This window comes from Streptomyces sp. ID05-26A, assembly GCF_033794685.1.
Lineage (GTDB): Bacteria > Actinomycetota > Actinomycetes > Mycobacteriales > Pseudonocardiaceae > Lentzea.
This window is the reverse complement of the sequence record NZ_JARAYZ010000007.1, coordinates 136549-154670: the sequence shown is the minus strand read 5'-3', so window position 1 is coordinate 154670 and position 18122 is coordinate 136549. Positions and strand designations below refer to the sequence as shown.

General features: G+C 69.2%; 18 protein-coding genes. 10 read left to right on the top strand and 8 right to left on the bottom strand.

The genetic code is table 11. From position 1 onward, the window contains the following. Positions 1 to 112: 112 nt before the first annotated feature. From PV646_RS40410 to PV646_RS40370, 9 genes are all read left to right on the top strand, one after another. The gene (locus PV646_RS40410) at positions 113 to 604 is read left to right on the top strand and encodes a GNAT family N-acetyltransferase (RefSeq protein ID WP_500347961.1); all 492 of its coding nucleotides are present in this window, start codon (positions 113 to 115) and stop codon (positions 602 to 604) included. A gap of 35 nt (positions 605 to 639) precedes the next feature. After that, positions 640 to 2688, top strand: coding sequence for a threonine--tRNA ligase (gene thrS / locus PV646_RS40405; RefSeq protein ID WP_500347959.1), 2049 nt, complete (start codon positions 640 to 642; stop codon positions 2686 to 2688). Next, a complete protein-coding gene (locus PV646_RS40400) occupies positions 2685 to 3233 on the top strand; it encodes an HIT family protein (RefSeq protein WP_500347957.1) in 549 nt (182 codons plus the stop codon). The genes thrS and PV646_RS40400 overlap by 4 nt, the downstream gene beginning before the upstream one ends. A 56-nt stretch (positions 3234 to 3289) precedes the next feature. After that, positions 3290 to 3469 carry a hypothetical protein gene (locus PV646_RS40395; RefSeq protein WP_500347955.1) on the top strand — a complete coding sequence of 60 codons (180 nt, stop codon included), beginning with the start codon at positions 3290 to 3292 and terminating at the stop codon, positions 3467 to 3469. 278 nt (positions 3470 to 3747) lie between these two features. Further along, positions 3748 to 4587: a helix-turn-helix domain-containing protein gene (locus PV646_RS40390; protein WP_500347953.1), complete on the top strand. Its 840-nt coding sequence runs from the start codon at positions 3748 to 3750 to the stop codon at positions 4585 to 4587. 454 nt (positions 4588 to 5041) lie between these two features. Beyond that, positions 5042 to 5647 carry a phosphatidylinositol phosphate synthase gene (gene pgsA, locus PV646_RS40385; RefSeq protein ID WP_500347952.1) on the top strand — a complete coding sequence of 202 codons (606 nt, stop codon included), beginning with the start codon at positions 5042 to 5044 and terminating at the stop codon, positions 5645 to 5647. Then, complete coding sequence (locus tag PV646_RS40380) at positions 5644 to 6546, top strand: phosphatidylinositol mannoside acyltransferase (RefSeq protein WP_500347950.1); 903 nt, start codon at positions 5644 to 5646, stop codon at positions 6544 to 6546. Before pgsA ends, PV646_RS40380 begins: the two co-directional genes overlap by 4 nt. Further along, positions 6543 to 7655, top strand: coding sequence for a glycosyltransferase family 4 protein (locus tag PV646_RS40375; RefSeq protein ID WP_500347948.1), 1113 nt, complete (start codon positions 6543 to 6545; stop codon positions 7653 to 7655). Before PV646_RS40380 ends, PV646_RS40375 begins: the two co-directional genes overlap by 4 nt. Further along, positions 7652 to 8602, top strand: a complete 951-nt coding sequence (locus PV646_RS40370; protein WP_500347947.1) for an NUDIX hydrolase — start codon at positions 7652 to 7654, stop codon at positions 8600 to 8602. Before PV646_RS40375 ends, PV646_RS40370 begins: the two co-directional genes overlap by 4 nt. Here PV646_RS40370 and PV646_RS40365 read toward each other — a convergent pair. The 8 genes from PV646_RS40365 to PV646_RS40330 form a co-directional block, all read right to left on the bottom strand. Then, positions 8562 to 10607, bottom strand: a complete 2046-nt coding sequence (locus PV646_RS40365) for a tetratricopeptide repeat protein (RefSeq protein WP_500347945.1) — start codon at positions 10605 to 10607, stop codon at positions 8562 to 8564. The genes PV646_RS40370 and PV646_RS40365 overlap by 41 nt on opposite strands. Before the next feature lie 18 nt (positions 10608 to 10625). After that, entirely contained in the window at positions 10626 to 11618 is a 993-nt protein-coding gene (locus PV646_RS40360; protein ID WP_500347943.1) for a TIGR03842 family LLM class F420-dependent oxidoreductase, read from the bottom strand. 15 nt (positions 11619 to 11633) lie between these two features. Next, complete coding sequence (gene hydA, locus PV646_RS40355; RefSeq protein ID WP_500347942.1) at positions 11634 to 13019, bottom strand: dihydropyrimidinase; 1386 nt, start codon at positions 13017 to 13019, stop codon at positions 11634 to 11636. Further along, a complete protein-coding gene (locus PV646_RS40350; RefSeq protein ID WP_500347940.1) occupies positions 13016 to 13858 on the bottom strand; it encodes a nitrilase-related carbon-nitrogen hydrolase in 843 nt (280 codons plus the stop codon). The genes hydA and PV646_RS40350 overlap by 4 nt, the downstream gene beginning before the upstream one ends. Beyond that, a complete protein-coding gene (locus PV646_RS40345) occupies positions 13855 to 15363 on the bottom strand; it encodes an NCS1 family nucleobase:cation symporter-1 (RefSeq protein ID WP_500347939.1) in 1509 nt (502 codons plus the stop codon). The genes PV646_RS40350 and PV646_RS40345 overlap by 4 nt, the downstream gene beginning before the upstream one ends. 287 nt (positions 15364 to 15650) lie before the next feature. Further along, positions 15651 to 16145: a hypothetical protein gene (locus PV646_RS40340; RefSeq protein ID WP_500347937.1), complete on the bottom strand. Its 495-nt coding sequence runs from the start codon at positions 16143 to 16145 to the stop codon at positions 15651 to 15653. Positions 16146 to 16181: 36 nt separating this feature from the next. Beyond that, the gene (locus PV646_RS40335) at positions 16182 to 16805 is read right to left on the bottom strand and encodes a class I SAM-dependent methyltransferase (protein WP_500347935.1); all 624 of its coding nucleotides are present in this window, start codon (positions 16803 to 16805) and stop codon (positions 16182 to 16184) included. 17 nt (positions 16806 to 16822) lie between these two features. Next, positions 16823 to 17530 (bottom strand): MerR family transcriptional regulator, encoded by a 708-nt coding sequence (locus PV646_RS40330; RefSeq protein WP_500347934.1) that lies wholly within the window; start codon positions 17528 to 17530, stop codon positions 16823 to 16825. Between the two features lie 127 nt (positions 17531 to 17657). On the opposite strand from PV646_RS40330, the gene PV646_RS40325 reads away from it, so the two are divergent. Then, positions 17658 to 18107 carry a hypothetical protein gene (locus PV646_RS40325; RefSeq protein ID WP_500347932.1) on the top strand — a complete coding sequence of 150 codons (450 nt, stop codon included), beginning with the start codon at positions 17658 to 17660 and terminating at the stop codon, positions 18105 to 18107. Positions 18108 to 18122 lie beyond the last annotated feature (15 nt).

Genomic DNA, 18122 nt, shown 5'->3' with positions numbered 1-18122 from the left:
ACAACAGAGTGCTCGCCCCGGGTCCTTGGTCGCATCCGAAAAAACACTCAGAAGCGTGTACGTAGGTGTCGCGCCGAGAATCCGCTTGCACGGACCGGCTTCAATCGGAGGCATGGAACTCGTACCTCTGCGCAAGGAGTTCGCCGCCGCGATGGCCGCGGCCCGGCCGAACGACGACGAGGTCGACCGGTTCACCGGTACCCACCAGACGTTCACGCTGGAGGATTACGAGGCGTACATCGAGCGCACGCTGAACGATCCGAACCGCTACACCCGCGCGATAACCGAGGACGGCGAGTTCCTCGGCGAGGTCGTTCTCACCATCAATCCGCACAACCGGTCGGCGGGCCTCCGGATCGCGATGTGGGACGGCTTCGGCAAGGGATACGGCACCGCCGCTCTCCGGCACGTCCTGGACCACGCGTTCGGCGAGCGGAACCTCCACCGGGTCGATCTGGAGGTGTACGACTTCAACGACCGGGCCATCCACGTGTACGAGAAACTGGGCTTCCGCGAGGAGGGCCGGTTGAGGGACGCCCTGCTCTGGGACGGCGTCTTCCACGACGCGATCGTCATGTCCATCTTGAGCACCGATAACATCTGATCCGAACACCCCAATACATCGAACTAGGAGTCACCGTGTCCGAGTCGCGCCCAGCAGTCGCCCAGAACCCGCCGCGCGTGGTGGTTCCGGCTGGGACGACGGCGGGCACGGCCGTGCGCGAAGCCGGCCTGCCGGGCAAGGGGTCCGACGCGATCGTCGTCGTGCGCGACGCCGAGGGCCACCTGCGCGACCTGTCGTGGACCCCGCAGGTCGACGTCGAGGTCGAGGCCGTAGCCGCCGACACCGAGGACGGCCGCAGCGTCGTCCGCCACTCCGCCGCGCACGTGCTGGCGCAGGCCGTGCAGCAGCAGTTCCCCGACGCCAAGCTCGGCATCGGCCCGCCCGTGAAGGACGGCTTCTACTACGACTTCCAGGTCGAGAAGCCCTTCACGCCCGAGGACCTGCAGGCGCTCGAGAAGCGCATGAAGCAGATCATCAAGTCCTCGCAGCGGTTCTCGCGCCGGGTCGTCGAGTCGATCGACTCCGCGAAGGCCGAGCTCGCGTCGGAGCCGTTCAAGCTGGAGCTCGTCGACATCAAGAGCGACGTCGACACCAGTGAGGTCATGGAGGTCGGCGGCGGCGAGCTGACGATCTACGACAACGTCGACCCGCGTTCGGGTGAGCAGGTCTGGGGCGACCTGTGCCGCGGCCCGCACGTGCCGACCACCAAGCACATCCCGGCGTTCAAGCTGACCCGCGTGGCCGCCGCGTACTGGCGCGGCAACGAGAACAACCCGCAGCTGCAGCGCATCTACGGCACCGCGTGGGAGTCGCAGGAGGCTCAGGACGCGTACCTGGAGCGCCTGGCCGAGGCCGAGCGCCGCGACCACCGCAAGCTCGGTGTGGAGCTCGACCTGTTCTCGTTCCCGGACGAGATCGGTTCCGGCCTCGCGGTGTTCCACCCCAAGGGCGGCATCATCCGCAAGGCGATGGAGGACTACTCCCGCCAGCGGCACACCGAGGCGGGGTACGAGTTCGTCTACTCGCCCCACATCACCAAGGGCAAGCTGTTCGAGGTCTCCGGTCACCTGGACTGGTACAAGGACGGCATGTACCCGGCGATGCACCTCGACGCCGAGTTCAACGAGGACGGCACGGTTCGCAAGCCCGGCCAGGACTACTACCTGAAGCCGATGAACTGCCCGTTCCACGACCTGATCTTCAAGTCGCGCGGCCGTTCCTACCGCGAGTTGCCGCTGCGCATGTTCGAGTTCGGCTCGGTGTACCGCTACGAGAAGTCCGGTGTGGTGCACGGCCTGACCCGCGTGCGCGGCATGACGCAGGACGACGCGCACATCTTCTGCGCGCGCGACCAGGTCCGCGACGAGCTGAAGTCGCTGCTGACGTTCGTGCTGGACCTGCTGCGCGACTACGGCCTCGACGACTTCTACCTCGAGCTGTCGACCAAGAACCCGGAGAAGTTCGTCGGCCCGGACGACATCTGGGAGGAGGCGACGGCGACGCTCGCCTCCGTGGCCGAGGAGTCCGGCCTGGAGCTCGTGCCCGACCCCGGCGGCGCCGCGTTCTACGGCCCGAAGATCTCCGTGCAGGCGCGCGACGCCCTGGGCCGCACCTGGCAGATGTCGACGATCCAGCTCGACTTCATGCTGCCGGAGAAGTTCGAACTGGAGTACACCGGCCCGGACGGCTCGCGCCAGCGCCCGGTCATGATCCACCGCGCCCTGTTCGGCACGGTCGAGCGCTTCTTCGGCGTGCTGACCGAGCACTACGCGGGCGCGTTCCCGGCGTGGCTCGCGCCGGTGCAGGTCATGGGCATCCCGGTGACGGCGGAGAACGCCGACCACCTGTTCGCGGTGCGCGAGGTCCTCAAGAAGCAGGGCATCCGGGTCGACGTCGACGCCTCGGACGACCGCATGCAGAAGAAGATCCGCAACCACACCATGCAGAAGGTGCCGTTCATGCTCCTGGCCGGCGCCAAGGACGTGGAGGCGAACGCGGTGTCGTTCCGGTTCCGCGACGGCACGCAGATCAACGGCGTGCCGGTGGAGCGGGCCGTCGAGCAGATCGTCGAGTGGGTGCAGCGCCGTGAGAACGCCTCGCCCACGGCGGAACTGCTCTCGTGACGCCTGAGTACTCCTCACAGGACGGTGTGGGGGTCCCGGACGCGTTGCAGCGTCTGTGGACCCCGCACCGCCTGTCGTACGTGCAGGGCGCGGGCAAGGCCGACGGCGACGAGCCCGCCGGCTGCCCGTTCTGCCGCGTGGTCGAACTGTCCGACGAGGACGGTCTGATCATCGCGCGCGGGGCGGAGGTCTTCGCGCTGCTGAACCTGTACCCGTACAACCCCGGCCACCTGATGGTGCTGCCGTACCGGCACGTGGCGGACTACACCGAGCTGACGGCGCCGGAGGTGGCCGAGCTGGCCGCGTTCACGCAGAGGGCCATGAAGGTCGCGCGGCACGTGGCGTCGCCGCACGGGTTCAACATCGGCATGAACCAGGGTGTCGTCGCCGGCGCCGGGATCGCCGCCCACCTGCACCAGCACGTGGTGCCGCGGTGGGGCGGGGACGCGAACTTCATGCCGGTCATCGGGCACACCAAGGTGCTGCCGCAGCTGCTGGGGGAGACCCGTCAGCTGCTGGCGGACGGCTGGAAGGCCGTCGGCTGATCGTTTAACGGTGCTTATCTGTTGACTTTCGATAGGTCACAGGCGACAGTACAGCCATGCCTCGACTGTTGCTGCCCTTGATCGGTTGTGTCCTGCTCGCCGCGCTCGGCGTCGGCGCACTCCTCTACGCCCAGCACGACGACGCTCCCGGTCTCGGGCTCATCGCGTTCGTGCTGATTTTCGGTGCCATCGGTCTGGGTGTTCGCGCGGTATTGCGCGCTAAACGGGGCGTTTAGTCGGCGTGCCCATGATTGAAAGCCGTACTAATTCTTGGACAAAAGAGTGACAAAAACCACTCGCGTTGTCCGAGTCGGACAATCAAGCGTGTTTCCACGCCGTGAGGAATAGCTTTCGGTTACGTCTTTCGGGTGCATTTCTCCAGTCGAACGAGACGTAACACCAGCACAAAGCGATTCCAGGTAGGTGAGATCACCCACCTGGAGGTGTCAACTGCGAGTCAAGTCCCCGCCTATGGCCGATCGTCTCACCGTGTGCGAATGGTTACGGTGCGAACATGACCGCACCTGAGCGTTCGCGATTAGCGAGAGAGCGGCTTTCGCGTGAACTACGCCGGTTGCGCACCGAGGCGAAGATGACCGGCACGGCCACCGCCCGTGCCACCGGGATGAGCCAGTCAAAGCTGTCGAAGATCGAGAACGGCATGCTGCTCCCGTCCGTGACGGACGTGGAGCGTCTCGTGGCGGAACTGGCCGCCGCGAGAGAGACGCGCATCGAACTGGTCGAACTCGCCAAGTCGCTGCACGCGGAGGCGGAAACCCGTCGTGTCGTGCTGCACCGAGGAGCGCACCGCCACCAGCAGACGATAAGCCGCGTGGAGGCGCGGGCCGCGACGTCGAGGTTCTTCCAGGTCAACCTGGTGCCCGCGCTGTTGCAGTCCGAGCCCTACCTGCGGACCGTGCTGGGGACGATGCCGCACTCCGAGCAGGAGGCCGCGGTGGCCGCCCTGCGCACCCGCCGTTCCCGGATGGACGACCTGGCGAAGCAGTTCGTGTTCGTGCTCTCCGAAGCCGCACTCCGGTGGCGGATGGGCTCGGCCGAGCTGATGGCGGAACAGGTGGAACACCTGGCCGCGATCCAGCGCCGCCCGAACGTCCGCCTCGGCGTGGTGCCGTGGTCGGCCGACGCGAACGTCGTCGCCCTGCACGGGTTCCACATCTACGACGAGCGAGTGGTGACGGTCAGCGTGCTGACCGGCAACGCCACCATCACCGACCCGTTGGACGTGAGGGAGTACCTCGCGTTGTTCGGGCGGCTGGAGCGGCTGGCGGTGCGAGGGGAGGAGTTGCAGGGGTTGCTCAAGCGCATCGCCGAGGACCACCGCCGGCTCGGGTAGTTCGCCGCAGCCGGGAGAGGGGTTCTGGGGAGGATCCGAGGAGAGGGGTTGGGCGGGCTGTTCGCGGGTGCCGGGTGCACCTGCCGGTCCGCCTCCCGGCTTCGCTGGAAGCGGGGCTTGGGCGGGTTGCTGTCTCGCGGCTTCGCCGCAAGCGGGGTTTGTACGGGCTGCCGCCTACCGGCCGTCGCAAGCAGGGCTCCCGCAGGCTGCGCCTCCCGGCTTCACCGCAAGCAGGGGCTCGCACGGGGTGCCGCCCACCGGCTTCACCGGAAGCAGGGCTCGCACGGCTGCCGCCTCCCGGCCGCCGCCATCTCAGCTCTCACGCCCGCCCGCACGCGCAACTCCCGGACGTCCCACCCGGCCGAGTCCGCACCGCGGCTCTCCACCCGCCCGCACCGCCCCGCCTCACCCGCGAGCGGTGCGTTTCACCAGTCCAGCTAGGCTGCGAACTGCCATGCTGAACATCTTCGCTCGCGCGTCCGTCTCGCGCGTCACCGATCCGATCGGGGCGTGGCTGCTGGCGCGTGGCCTCACGCCCAACGCCGTGACCGTGGTCGGCACGATCGGTGCCGTCGCGAGTGCGCTGTGGTTCATCCCCCGCGGGCAGCTGTTCCTGGGCTGTGCGCTGGTGACGTTCTTCGTGCTCCTCGACCTCATCGACGGCGCCATGGCGAGAGCGCAGGGGCCGACGAGGTTCGGGGCCGTGCTCGACGCCACCTGTGACCGCATCGCGGACGGGGCGTTGTTCGCGGCGCTCACCTGGTACGCCTTCGACACCGGCAACCGGTGGACGGCGGCGGCCGGGTTCATCTGCCTGGTGGCCTCGCAGGTCATCTCCTACGTCAAGGCTCGTGCCGACGCTTCCGGGCTCAACGCGGACGGTGGCCTGGCCGAGCGGGCCGAGCGGTTCATCGTCGCGTTGATCGGGGCCGGGGTGCAGGGGCTGGGTGTGCCGTACCTGATGGACATCTCCCTGTGGCTGCTCGCGGCGATGACGGTCGTGACGGTGCTGCAGCGCATCCTCGCCGTCGCGAAGTCGGCGCGGGAAGAGGCCGCGTGAACCTCGCGACCCTCGGGTACAGCGCCGGGTGGCGGCTGATCCGCCTGCTGCCGGAGTCGTGGGCGCGCGGGTTGTTCCAGGCCGGCGCCGACTACGCGGTCAAGCGCGGGGGCGCGAGCATCGAGCAGTTGCGCACGAACCTGAAGCGGGTCGTGCCGCGGGCCGGTGAGGACGAGCTCGACGAACTGGTGCGCGACTCGCTGCGGTCGTACGCGCGGTACTGGTGCGAGGCGTTCCGCCTGCCGTCGATGGATCTCGAAGCGGCGTACGAGAAGTGCGACTCGCAGGTGTCCGGCGTGGAGAACCTGGACGCGGCGCTCGCGAACGGCACCGGCGCGGTCGTCGCCCTGCCGCACAGCGGCAACTGGGACATGGCGGGCGTCTGGCTGGTCGGCCACTCCGGCACCTTCACGACGGTCGCCGAGCGGCTCAAGCCCGAGTCGCTGTACCGCAAGTTCGTGGAGTTCCGCGAGACGCTCGGCTTCGAGGTGCTGCCGCTCAACGGCGGCGACCGTCCACCGGCGACTGTGCTGGCCGAACGCCTGCGCGCCAACAAGGTCGTGTGCCTGCTGGCGGACCGGGACCTGACGTCGTCGGGTGTGCCCGTGACGTTCTTCGGCGAGCAGACCCTGATGCCCGCGGGTCCCGCGCACCTGGCGTCGACGACGGGCGCCGCGCTGCTGCCGGTCGGCTGCTGGTTCACCGCGGACGGCTGGCACTTCCGCATCCACCCGCCGATCAAGGTGAGCACCGTCCAGGCCGCCACGCAGGCCGTCGCGGACGTGTTCGCCGCCGACATCGCCGCGCACCCGGCCGACTGGCACATGCTGCAGAAGCTCTGGCTCGCCGACCTGCCGGAGAGCCGCCGCGCCGCCCTGGCCAGGAGGCTCGCGCGGTGAAGATCGGCATCGTCTGCCCGTACTCGCTCGACGTGCCGGGGGGAGTGCAGGCGCACGTCGTGGACCTCGCGCGCGCCCTCATCGGCCTCGGGCACGACGTGAACGTCTTCGCGCCGGCCGACGACGACCAGGCGCTGCCGTCGTTCGTCACGTCCGCGGGCCGCGCCGTCGCCATTCCCTACAACGGTTCCGTGGCACGCCTGAGCTTCGGCCCCGTCTCGTACGCGCGGGTCCGCCGCTGGACCGACGAGCACCAGTTCGACGTCCTGCACCTGCACGAACCGACGGCGCCCTCCCTGTCGTTCCTGGCCCTGGTGGTCGCGGACGGCCCGATCGTCGTCACCTTCCACACCTCGACGCCGCGCTCCAAGATCCTCTCGGCGTTCCAGCCCGTGCTGCAGCCGTTCCTGGAGAAGGTCACCGCCCGCATCGCCGTCTCCGCGCTCGCGCGGCGCGTCCAGGTCGAGCACCTCGGCGGTGACGCGGTGGAGATCCCGAACGGCGTCGACGTCGACTTCTTCGCCTCCGCGTCCACTTTGGACGGCTACCCGCGCGCGGGCGGCACGATCGGGTTCGTCGGCCGCTACGACGAACCGCGCAAGGGCATGCCGATCCTGTGGGAGGCGTTCGGCCTGATCGCCGACGAGTTCCCGGACGTGCGCCTGCTCGTCGTGGGCCGCGGCGAGACCCCGTTCGAGGGCCCCCACGCCGACCGCGTCGACCTGCTGGGCCAGGTCAGCGACGAGGACAAGGCCCGGATGCTGCGCTCGCTCGACGTCTACGTCGCCCCGAACACCGGCGGCGAGTCGTTCGGCATCATCCTGACCGAGGCCATGTCCGCCGGCACCGCCGTGGTGGCGAGCGACCTCGACGCGTTCCGCCGCGTGCTGGACGACGGCAAGGCGGGCGCGCTGTTCCCGGTCGGCGACGCTGCCGCCCTGGCTGACGCGTTGCGTTCGGTGCTGCGCGACTCGGCCCTGCGCGCCGAGTACGTCGACATCGGCTCCCAGCGGGTGCAGGCCTTCGACTGGTCCGTCGTCGCGAGCCAGGTGCTGCGCGTCTACGAGACCGCCATCGCCGCCGACCCGCGCCGGGTGACCGAGGCATGACCACCGCGCTCGTCATCTTCGTCCTGGCTTTCCTGCTGTCCGCCTGGGTCCTCTCGATCGCGAACCGCCTGGACCGCCTGCACGTCCGCACCGACGCGGCCTGGGCGGCGCTCGACGCCGCACTGGCGCGCCGGGCCGTCGTGGTCCGCGCCCTGCTGGACCCCGCGCTCTCCGCCGCCGCGTCCCGCGCCGAGTCCGCCTCCCGCGCCGACCGCGAACAGGCCGAGAACGAACTCTCCGGCCTGCTCGGCGCCCTGGACCGCTCGGCCGTGGCCCAGGCACTGGCTTTCGAGCTCGCCGACGCCGAGGAACGCGTGGTGCTCGCCCGCCGCGTCCACAACGACGCCGTCCGCGACACGCTCCTCCTGCGCCGCCGCAGGGTCGTCCGCTGGCTCCGCCTGGCCGGCACCGCCCCGCAGCCGTCGTACTTCGAGATCGCCGAACCCGCGGCCCCGTCCGACGCGGTGATGCTCAAGCCCCGCCCGTCCGCACGGGTCGTCCTCACCGACGCCGAGGGCCGCGTGCTGCTGTTCCACGGCTTCGACCCCGCCCGCCCCCAGGAATCCTTCTGGTTCACCGTCGGCGGCGGCGTCGAGGAGGGCGAGGAACTGCGCGACGCGGCCGTCCGCGAGGCGTTCGAGGAGACCGGCCTCAAGCTCGCGCCGGAGCAGCTGGTCGGCCCGATCTGGCGCCGCCGCGCGGTGTTCAGCTTCGACGGCGAGACGTTCGACGCGGAGGAGTGGTTCTTCTACGCCTCCGTCGACGGCGACCTGACCATCGACACCTCGGGGTTCAACGACGTCGAGGAGACCAGCATCTCGGGCCACCGCTGGTGGAGCGCCGAGGAGCTGGAGTCCACAGAGGACACGGTGTACCCGGTGCAGCTGGCCGAACTCCTGCCCGCGCTCACCCAGGACTGGGACGGTCGGACTCGGCCTGTGCGCTGACCTCGCGCCAGTGTTCGAGCTTCGCACGGGTGGAGCGCACGTCGGGGTGGTGCTCGCCGAGGACCCGGAGCTGGTCTGCCAGCAGGGCCTCGAACGCGTCCACGGCAGCCGCGTGGCGGCCTGAGAGTCCCAGGTGCTGGGCGAGGCTCCACCGGTTCAGCAGCGTGCGCTGGTGGTCCGGGCCCAGTACCCGGATCTGGTCCTCCAGCAACGTCTTCAGCCGGTCCGCCGCGCTGTCGGCGTCGCCGGCGGCGGCCAGGACGGCGGCGAGGCCGTAACGCGCGTCCAGGGTCCGTTCGTCCTCGGGACCCGCGGTGCGTTCCAGGTCCCGCACCAGCAGCTCGAACGACTCCGCCGCGCGGCCGTGGTCCCCTGTTTTCGCCTGTGCGTAAGCGAGGTTGTGCCGGGTGGTCAACGTGACCGCGTCGTCCGGGCCGAGCACCCGCACCTGGTAGAAGCAGAGGTCCCGCAACGCCTCGGCCGCGCCGGCCCGGTCACCCGACTCGCCGATCCAGTGGGCCAGGTTGTTGCGGACCCTCAGCGTTTCGCGGTGGTCCGGCCCGAACACCCGCGTCACGTCCACGAGCAGGCTCTCGTACGCCCGGAGCGCTCCGGCCGCGTCGCCTCCCTCACCACGCCAGGCGGCGGCGTTGTTGCGGCTGAGCAAGGTGTCGAGGTGATCGGGCCCCAGGCTCGCCGACGCGGTGGCCCGGAGCGCGTCGAAGTACCGCGCGGCCTCCGCGTGGTGGCCGGACTCGCCGAGGCTCCGCCCCGCGCGGAACAGCAGGAAATGAGCGCCCGGGCTCCACAGGTGGGCGCCACCGGCATCGGCGAGCGCCTGGGCGTTGGCCCGCAACACCTGACCCCGCAACGGATCCGTGACGCCGTCCGGCCACGCCTGCGCCAGTGCGTCCGCCGCGGCCCTGACCACCACCCCGACCCGTTCGCCGGACAAGGCCTCACGGGTGGCGCGCTGCACGAGCGAATGCACCCGCACCTCGCGTGAACCCTCGCTGAAGCTGACCAGGCTCAGCCGGTGCAGGCAGCTCAGCCCGTCGCGCGCCCCGAACTCGTCCACGCCGAGGAAGTCGAGCATCACCCGCGTGGTGAAGACCGCGAGCGGGATTCCGTTGGGGTCCAGCAGGCTCGCCACGTCGAGCAGCGGCCGCACCACCCCGGTCCGCGCGAGCCGGTCGGCCTGCTCGACCGCCAGCGACCAGGTCGCGGCACTGGGATCGCGCCGCTGCGGCAGAAGAGCGCGGTACTCCGCGCAGGACATGTGGTCGTCCAGCATGTTCGCCGCGGCCTGGGCCAGCGCCACCGGCAGCCCGCCGAGCTCACGCACCAGGCCGTCGTCGTCGAGCAGTTCGGGGCGGTCGGCCAGAGCCGTGCGCAGGTAGGCGATTCCCTCGGCCTCGGTGAACGTCTCGACGTCGACCAACGTCCGCTGGTGCCCGCGCAGCACGGCGTCGCGGCGCAACGTCGTCACCACGACCTGGCCGGTGGACGGCGGCCACAGTTCGTCGAGGTCGGCGGGCGCCCTCAGGTCGTCCAGCACCACGAGCCACGGTTCGTGCCTGCCCGCCAGCCATTCCAGCAACGCCCGTGCGCCTCGCTCGGGATCCTCGATGCCGAACAGCTTCGCGGCCACGTCGGCGTACCCGGCGACGATCGCTTCACGCGAGCTGGCCGTCACCCACACCAGCAGGTCGACCTCACCGGCGGCCCACCGCTGTTCGGCGTGGTCGGCGGCGAGCTGGCTCTTGCCCACCCCGGGCAGCCCGGACAGCACCGTCACCGGTGCGGTGAGGTCGACGGACCGGCGCTGGAACGCGGCCGCGCGCGGAGGTACCAGACCGCACCGCAGCGGAAGGTTCGCCCGCTGCGGTGCGGCGTGGTGGTGGAAGTCGCCGGTGAAGGCGCCGACCTGCAGAACCATCCCGCTCACGGCGCCGTGCACGGTGTTCTCCACGGACTGCGTGGACAGGTCGGCGTCGTCAGGCATCAAGAACCATTATCACCACTACACAGCGGAGATGATCGAAGACCCGTAGGCGTCCCGCGTCTTGTCCTTCTCGTCGTGCATCAGGTAGAGCGCGAAGTTGTCGACACCGATCTCCTTGAGCTCCTGCAACCGCTCGACGTGCGCCGACTCCGGTCCGACGAGGCAGAACCGGTCCACGATCGCGTCCGGCACGAAGTCCGTGGAACGGTTGCCCGCCTTGCCGTGGTGGGCGTAGTCGTAGCCCTCGCGGTCCTTGATGTAGTCGGTCAGGGTCTTGGGCACCGCGCCCGAGTCCCCGTACCGCGCCACGAGGTCCGCGACGTGGTTGCCGACCATGCCGCCGAACCACCGCAGCTGGTCGCGCTGGTGCGTCAGGTCCGTGCCGACGTAGGCCGGTGCCGCCACGCACATCGTGATCGCCGACGGGTCACGTCCGGCGGCCACCGCGGCCTCGCGGACCGAGCCGATCGTCCAGCGGGCGATGTCCGGGTCGGCGGTCTGCAGTATGAAGCCGTCGGCCTGCTCGCCGACCATCTTCAACGCCTTGGGACCGTACGCGGCCATCCACATCTCGAGCTTTCCGTTGCGCACCCACGGGATCTGCACCGCCGTGCCGTGGTGCTCGACCTCCCGTCCCTCCGCCAGCTCCTTGATGACGTGCATCGCTTCGCCCAAAGTCGCCAGGGAGGCGGGCTTCTGGCCGATCACGCGCCGGGCCGAGTCGCCCCGGCCGATGCCGCAGACCGTGCGGTTGCCGAACATGTCGTTCAGCGTCGCGAACAGCGAGGCGGTCACGGACCAGTCGCGGGTGGACGGGTTCGTGACCATCGGGCCGATGACCAGGTCGCGGGTGGCGGCCAGCACCTGCGAGTAGATGACGAACGGCTCCTGCCACAGCACGCAGGAGTCGAACGTCCAGCCGTAGCGGAAGCCGCAGTCCTCGGCGGCGCGGAGGCCCTCCACCACGTCCCGCGCCGGCGGGTCGGTCTGCAGCACTACACCGAAGTCCACGGGTGACCGCCTTTCTCAGACGAGGTACTGGTTGAGGTCGCGGGACACGAAACGGCCGTGGCCCGTCGAACCGTGGTACGCGCCGTCCGCGATCACCTTGCGGCCGCGGGAGAACACGGTGTCGACCTTGCCGGTGACCTCGAAGCCCTCGTAGGCCGAGTAGTCCACGGCCATGTGGTGGGTCTCCGCGGAGATCGTCTGCGTGGCCGACGGGTCGTAGACCACCACGTCCGCGTCGGCTCCCGGTGCGATCACGCCCTTGCGCGGGTACATGCCGAACATCCGCGCGGGAGTCGTGGAGACGATCTCGACCCAGCGTTCGCGGGTGATCTCGCCCTTCACGACGCCCTGGTGCAGCAGGTCGACGCGGTGCTCGACGCCGGGCATGCCGTTGGGGATCTTGGAGAAGTCGCCGACGCCGAGCTGCTTCTGGTCCTTGAAGCAGAACGGGCAGTGGTCGGTGCTCACGACCGAGAGGTCGTTGGTCCGCAGACCTCGCCACAGCGACGACTGGTGTTCCTTGGGCCGCAACGGAGGCGAGGCCACGTACTTGGCGCCCTCGAAGCCGGGCTTGGCCAGGTCCTCCAGCGACAGGTAGAGGTACTGCGGGCACGTCTCGGCGAACACGTTCTGGCCCGTGTCCCGCGCGGCCGTCACGGCGTCGAGTGCCTGCGATGCCGACAGGTGCACGATGTAGAGCGGCGAACCGGTCACCTTCGCGAGCTGGATCGCGCGCGAGGTCGCCTCGCCCTCCAGCTCCGGCGGCCGGGTCAGGCCGTGCTGCACCGGGTCGCCCAGGCCCGAGGCCAGCGCCTGCGCGACGAGTTGGTCGATCGCGATGCCGTTCTCCGCGTGCATCATGATCGTGGCGCCGGTCTCGCGCGCCTTCTGCATGGCGCGCAGGATCTCGCCGTCCGTCGCGTAGAAGACGCCGGGGTAGGCCATGAACATCTTGAAGCTGTTCACGCCCGCCGCGATGCACGAGTCCATCTCCTTGAGCGACTCGTCGGTCACGTCGGAGATGATCATGTGGAAGCCGTAGTCGACGGCGCAGTTGCCGTCGGCCTTGGTGTGCCACTTGTCCAGAGTGGACAGGAGTGAGGAGCCCTTGGGCTGCACGGCGAAGTCGACGATCGTGGTGGTGCCGCCCCACGCCGCCGCGGTCGTGCCCGTCTCGAACGTGTCGGCGGACTGGGTGCCGCCGAACGGCATCTCCATGTGCGTGTGCGCGTCGATGCCGCCCGGGATCACGTACTTCCCGGCCGCGTCGATCACCTCGTCGGCCTGCACCTCGAACCCCGGCGTCACCAGGGCGGCGATGTGCTCGCCCTGGATCAGCACGTCGGCGGCGTGCGAACCGGTCGCGTTGATGACCAGGCCGTTGCGGATCAGAGTGCTCACGGGGTCACCAGGCCCTCGTAGGTGTCGGGGCGGCGGTCGCGGTAGAACGCCCACGTGTCGCGGACCTCGGTCAGCAGGTCGAGGTCGAGGTCGCGCACGACGAGCTCCTCCTCGGTGTCCGAGGCCGCGTCACCGACGAGCTGGCCGCGCGGCGAGACGAAGTACGTCTGGCCGTAGAAGTCGTTGTCACCCAACGGTTCCACGCCGACCCGGTTGATCGCGCCGACGAAGTACTCGTTCGCGACGGCCGCGGCGGGCTGCTCCAGCTTCCACAGGTACTCGCTCAACGACCTGCTGGTCGCCGACGGGTTGAACACGATCTTCGCACCGGCCAGTCCGAGAGCACGCCAGCCCTCGGGGAAGTGGCGCTCATAGCAGATGTAGACGCCGATCCGGCCGACCGCGGTGTCGAAGACGGGATAACCGAGGTTGCCGGGCTTGAAGTAGAACTTCTCCCAGAACCCCTTCACCTGCGGGATGTGGTTCTTGCGGTACTTGCCGAGGTACGTGCCGTCCGCGTCGATCACGGCCGCGGTGTTGTAGTAGACGCCGGGCTGTTCGACCTCGTACATCGGCACGATCAGCACGATGTTGTTCTGCGCGGCCACTTCCTGCATCAGCGCCGTCGTCGGGCCGTCCGGGATCGCCTCGGTGTAGGAGTAGTAGTCCGCGTCCTGGATCTGGCAGAAGTACGGGCCGTAGAAGAGTTCCTGGAGGCAGAGCACCTGTGCGCCCTGGGATGCGGCAGCGCGGATGTGCTCGACCGCGTTCGCGATCATCGACTCCTTGTCGCCCGTCCACTTCTGCTGGACGAGCGCCGCCCGGATGATGTTGCTCACCTGGTCGTCTCCTTTGCCGAGTTGTCCTTCAGAGCCAGGAAGACCAGGAAGCCGGCCGCGAAGCCGACGACCCAGTTGTAGTCGTAGAGGGGCTTGAGGAACGGGATCAGTCCGCCCTCGGGGAACGGCCCGCCGTGGGCGCCGCCGACCGCGAGCACCGAACCCACGAGCGTCGCCAGGACGGCGCGCCAGTTCCAGCCGCCGTTGAACCAGTACGCGCCCTTGCCGTCCATGTAGAGGTCGGCGAGTTCCAGCCGGGTCTTCTTGATGACCCAGTACCCGGCGACGAAGACGCCGGCCACCGAGGCCAGCAGGCCGCCGTAGAACCCGAGCCACGCGAAGATGTAGATGTTCGGGTCGGAGATCAGCCGCCACGGCTGGATCACGATGCCGATGACACCGGTGATCAGGCCGCCGACCGCGAACGTGATCTTGCGCGGGAAGGCGTTCGAGAAGTCGTAGGACGGGCTGACGACGTTCGCCGCGAGGTTCGCCGAGATCGTGGCCAGCACCAGCGAGACCAGCGCGATGACCACCAGGAACGTGTTGTCGAAGCGCGACGCGAGTTCCGCCGGGTCCCAGATCGGCTCGCCGTACAACGCCTGTGCGCCCGACGTCGTCAGGATCGCCACGATCGCGATGAACGACATCGTGGTCGGCAGGCCGAGGATCTGTCCGGTGACCTGTTTCTTCTGACTACCGCCGAACCGCGTGAAGTCCGGCATGTTGAGGCTGAGCGTCGACCAGAACGCGATCATGCCCATCAGCGCGGGGAAGAAGACCTTCCAGAAGTCCGGGCCCCAGCCCAGCGTGCTGCCCTGGTCGAGGATCGGCCCGAAACCGCCCGCCTTCACCAGCACGTAGCCCAGCAGGATCAGGAACCCGACGCTCACCAGCGGCGCCGTCCAGTTCTCGAACCGCCGGATCGCCTCCATGCCACGCCAGATCACCAGCATCTGCACGACCCAGAAACCGAAGAAGCACAACCACAACGTCCACGGCTGGCCGCCGATCGACGACGCCTTGGTCCACCCGTCACCGGTCAGCCGGCCGATGATCACGTGCAGCGCCTTGCCGCCGACCCACGTCTGGATGCCGAACCAGGCGCAGGCGATGAACGCGCGCAGCAACGCCACCAGGTTCGCGCCGCGGATGCCGTAGAAAGCCCGGGCGAACACCGGGAACGGGATGCCGTACTTCGTGCCCGCGTGACTGTTGAGGAGCATGGGGACCAGCACGATCAGGTTGCCGAGCGTGATCGTCAGGAACGCCTGCACCCAGTCCATGCCGATCGCGATCAACGACGCCGCGAGCGTGTAACTGGGGATGTTGTGCGCCATGCCCATCCACAGCGCGAAGAAGTTGTAGGTCGACCATGTCCGCTTCTCGACGGGCACGGGGGCGAGTTCGGGGTTGAAGAACCTGCTGTTCTCGATGGGACCTGTGTCGCTCAGTTCGACGCGGCCATCAGGTGTGACCTGGGGCGGTGAGGACTCGACTGCCATCGTTCAACCCCCTGTTACGCTGCTGAAACAACGCCAACCCGGTCGGATTCCATCCCGGAATCCTGGGTCCGCCGCCGCAGGTGTGGCAGTGTCAGAGTGTCCACTCTTGTCATGATCGGCGCACATTGTGTTCCGCCGGGGCCAGGGGGATGTCACGGCGGGCCTTGCGAGCGGCGGGTGCGGGCCTGGTGGGAGCGCCGGGAACGCACGGCGCGGTGGCGACGACTACCGGGTGAACCTCGACCCGCCGGTGCCGTGCGGGACCGATCGGCGGGTGCTGCCGGAGTTCATCGGGCAGCGACCTTGAGCCGCACCACGGCCGTGCCCGCCTTGCGGTCGTGCCACGTCCGCGTGCCGCGCAGGTCCAGAGCCTCCACCACCGACAGCACCAGCAACACGAATCCGCCCACCAGCAGGAACGAGCCCACGGACGCGGTGCCGATGTGCTCGCCGACGACCACCCACGGCTGCTGCCAGCCGAGGCCCGCCATCAACGCGGGCTCCCGCCAGCCCAGACCGGTCAGCACGAGCACGACACCCGTGCCGGGCAGTGCGGTCGTGATGAGCGTGCGGGCCAGGACCCGTCTGAGGTTCAGGCCGGACGCGGGGCCCACGACCCGCAGCCCCGTGAGGGCCTTGCCGAGGGTGTTCAGCCGGAGCAGCAGAGCGTCGTACACCACCGCGCAGAGCACCACCAGCACGGGCTCGTGGACCAACGGCCACGCCACGACCAGCACCAGGAGCCAGTCGAGCACACGGGCGATCAGCCGACGAACGAGCATGATTCACGCTAAGCGGCGGAAGTGCGTCATAAGTGGTCAGTTCATGGTCAGTTGACGGGCGAACTCCGCGACCCACCTGCCGTTGTCGCGCCTGACCGAACGCGAGGTCAGCCCGTCGCCCGCGAACGCCTCGATCTCGGTGGGCGTGAGCGGCCACGGTGGACCGTCCGGATCGGGCCCTTCGTCCCGCGCCACGGCGAGGACCAGCAGCGTCGAGCCGGTCAGTGACGAGACCCTCTTGGTCGCCTCGGCGTGCAGGCCCACGGGCAGCGCCTGCACCGTCATGTTCTCCACGACGAGGTCGAACGCGCGGTGCCACTCGGCGGGCGGGTCCAGCAGGTCGGCGACGACGTAGGAGACGGAGGACGACGGGTGGCGCTGCTGAACGGACCTGACCGCGGTGGGGGAGATGTCGAACGCGGTCACGTCGTATCCCAGCGAGGCCAGGAACTCCGCGTCGCGGCCGTAGCCGCAGCCCACGACGAGCGCGCGCTGACCGGTGCCGTCGACGCCTTCGGCCCACTCGACGAGGTGTGGTTGCGGATGGGGAACGTCCCAGGGGACGGACGCGGTGCCGGCGACCGCCGCCGCGTAGAGGTTCTCGAACCATCCGGTCGGATTGGCCGCCTGCATGCGGCGAGCGTCGTCATCAGCGGACATGACGACAGCCTTTCAGGTCACCGCGCGGCGCGCGCCTGAGTTGCGTATTCCACCAGGCCGTCGTCCGCGGGCCAGCCGATCTGTGCGCTGATCGCCGTCTTGTTCTCGCTCCAGGACCTCTGCGCCGCCGCCTGGACGGCCGGGTCGCCGCCGGTGAACTTCGCCCCCAGCTCGTCCCACTGCCGCGCGAGGTCGACGACGCGCGGGTCGGTCGGGGGAGTGCCGTCGGCCAGGTGCTGACGCAGTTGCCTGACCAGTTCCAGCCAGGACGCCTTCAACGCCTCCACGGCCTGCGGGCCCATCACCGCCGCACGCGATCGGAGGTCACCCAACTGGTCGGCGGTGAAGTAGCTCTCGTGCACGGACATCAGCTCCGAAGTGGACAGAAGGGACTCGGTGGTGTGCCCGTCGAGCAACGCGGTGAGCCGCGAACGCAGTGCTTCGACCCGTTTTGCTTGCGCGGTCAAGGAAGCCGGCTGGGCCTCGAAGAGCGGGCGCAGTGAGTCCGAACGGGACAGTGCCGATCGGACCTCTTCCAGGGAAAGACCGAGCTGGCGCAACGATCTCACCTGATAGAGGCGGCGGACGTCGTCCGGTGTGTACCGACGGTGACCGGACGGCGTGCGCTCGGAGGCGGCGACCAGTCCGATCTCGTCGTGGTGGTGCAGTGTGCGGACCGTCAGTCCACTCGCTTTGGCCAGGTCACCGATGCTCCAGCGGGTCACACCACGACCGCAGGACCTCCCGTGGCGTGAGGTTCAAGCCCTGAACACCCGATCGAGCGGGTTAATTCGCGAACCGAATGCGCCGATGAAATCGAAGATCGGTCCCCAAACCAGATTGAGGAAAACTGTGTCTCGTTCCGGACTGTTCCGTGCCGCCGCTCTGCTCGCCGCCAGCGCCGCCCCGCTCCTCGCGGGTTCCGCCAGCGCCGCGGAGCTCCCCCAGCTGGGCGCCGGCGTTCCCGAGGTCGGCGCGGACAAGCTGATCAGCGACGCCACCCAGCACGCCAACCCGCTCGAGCAGGCCGGCGGCGTCCAGCTGCCGCACGTCGGCGCGCCCGTCGCCTCCGACCTGCCGGTTCCCGCGCTTCCGGCCGTCCCGGGCGCGCAGGAGCGCACCATCCCGGCGCCCGTCGTCCCGCAGCTCGGCACCCTCCCGACCCTGCCGCACACCCAGGACCTGACCGGCAACGCGCACGTCGGCGACCTGCAGGCCCCGGCTCTGCAGGACCTGCCGACCAACGGCGTCGTGCCGAACCCGGCCGTTCTCTCGGGCGTTCACCCGACGATCAACGGCTGAGTTCCCACGTCGAAA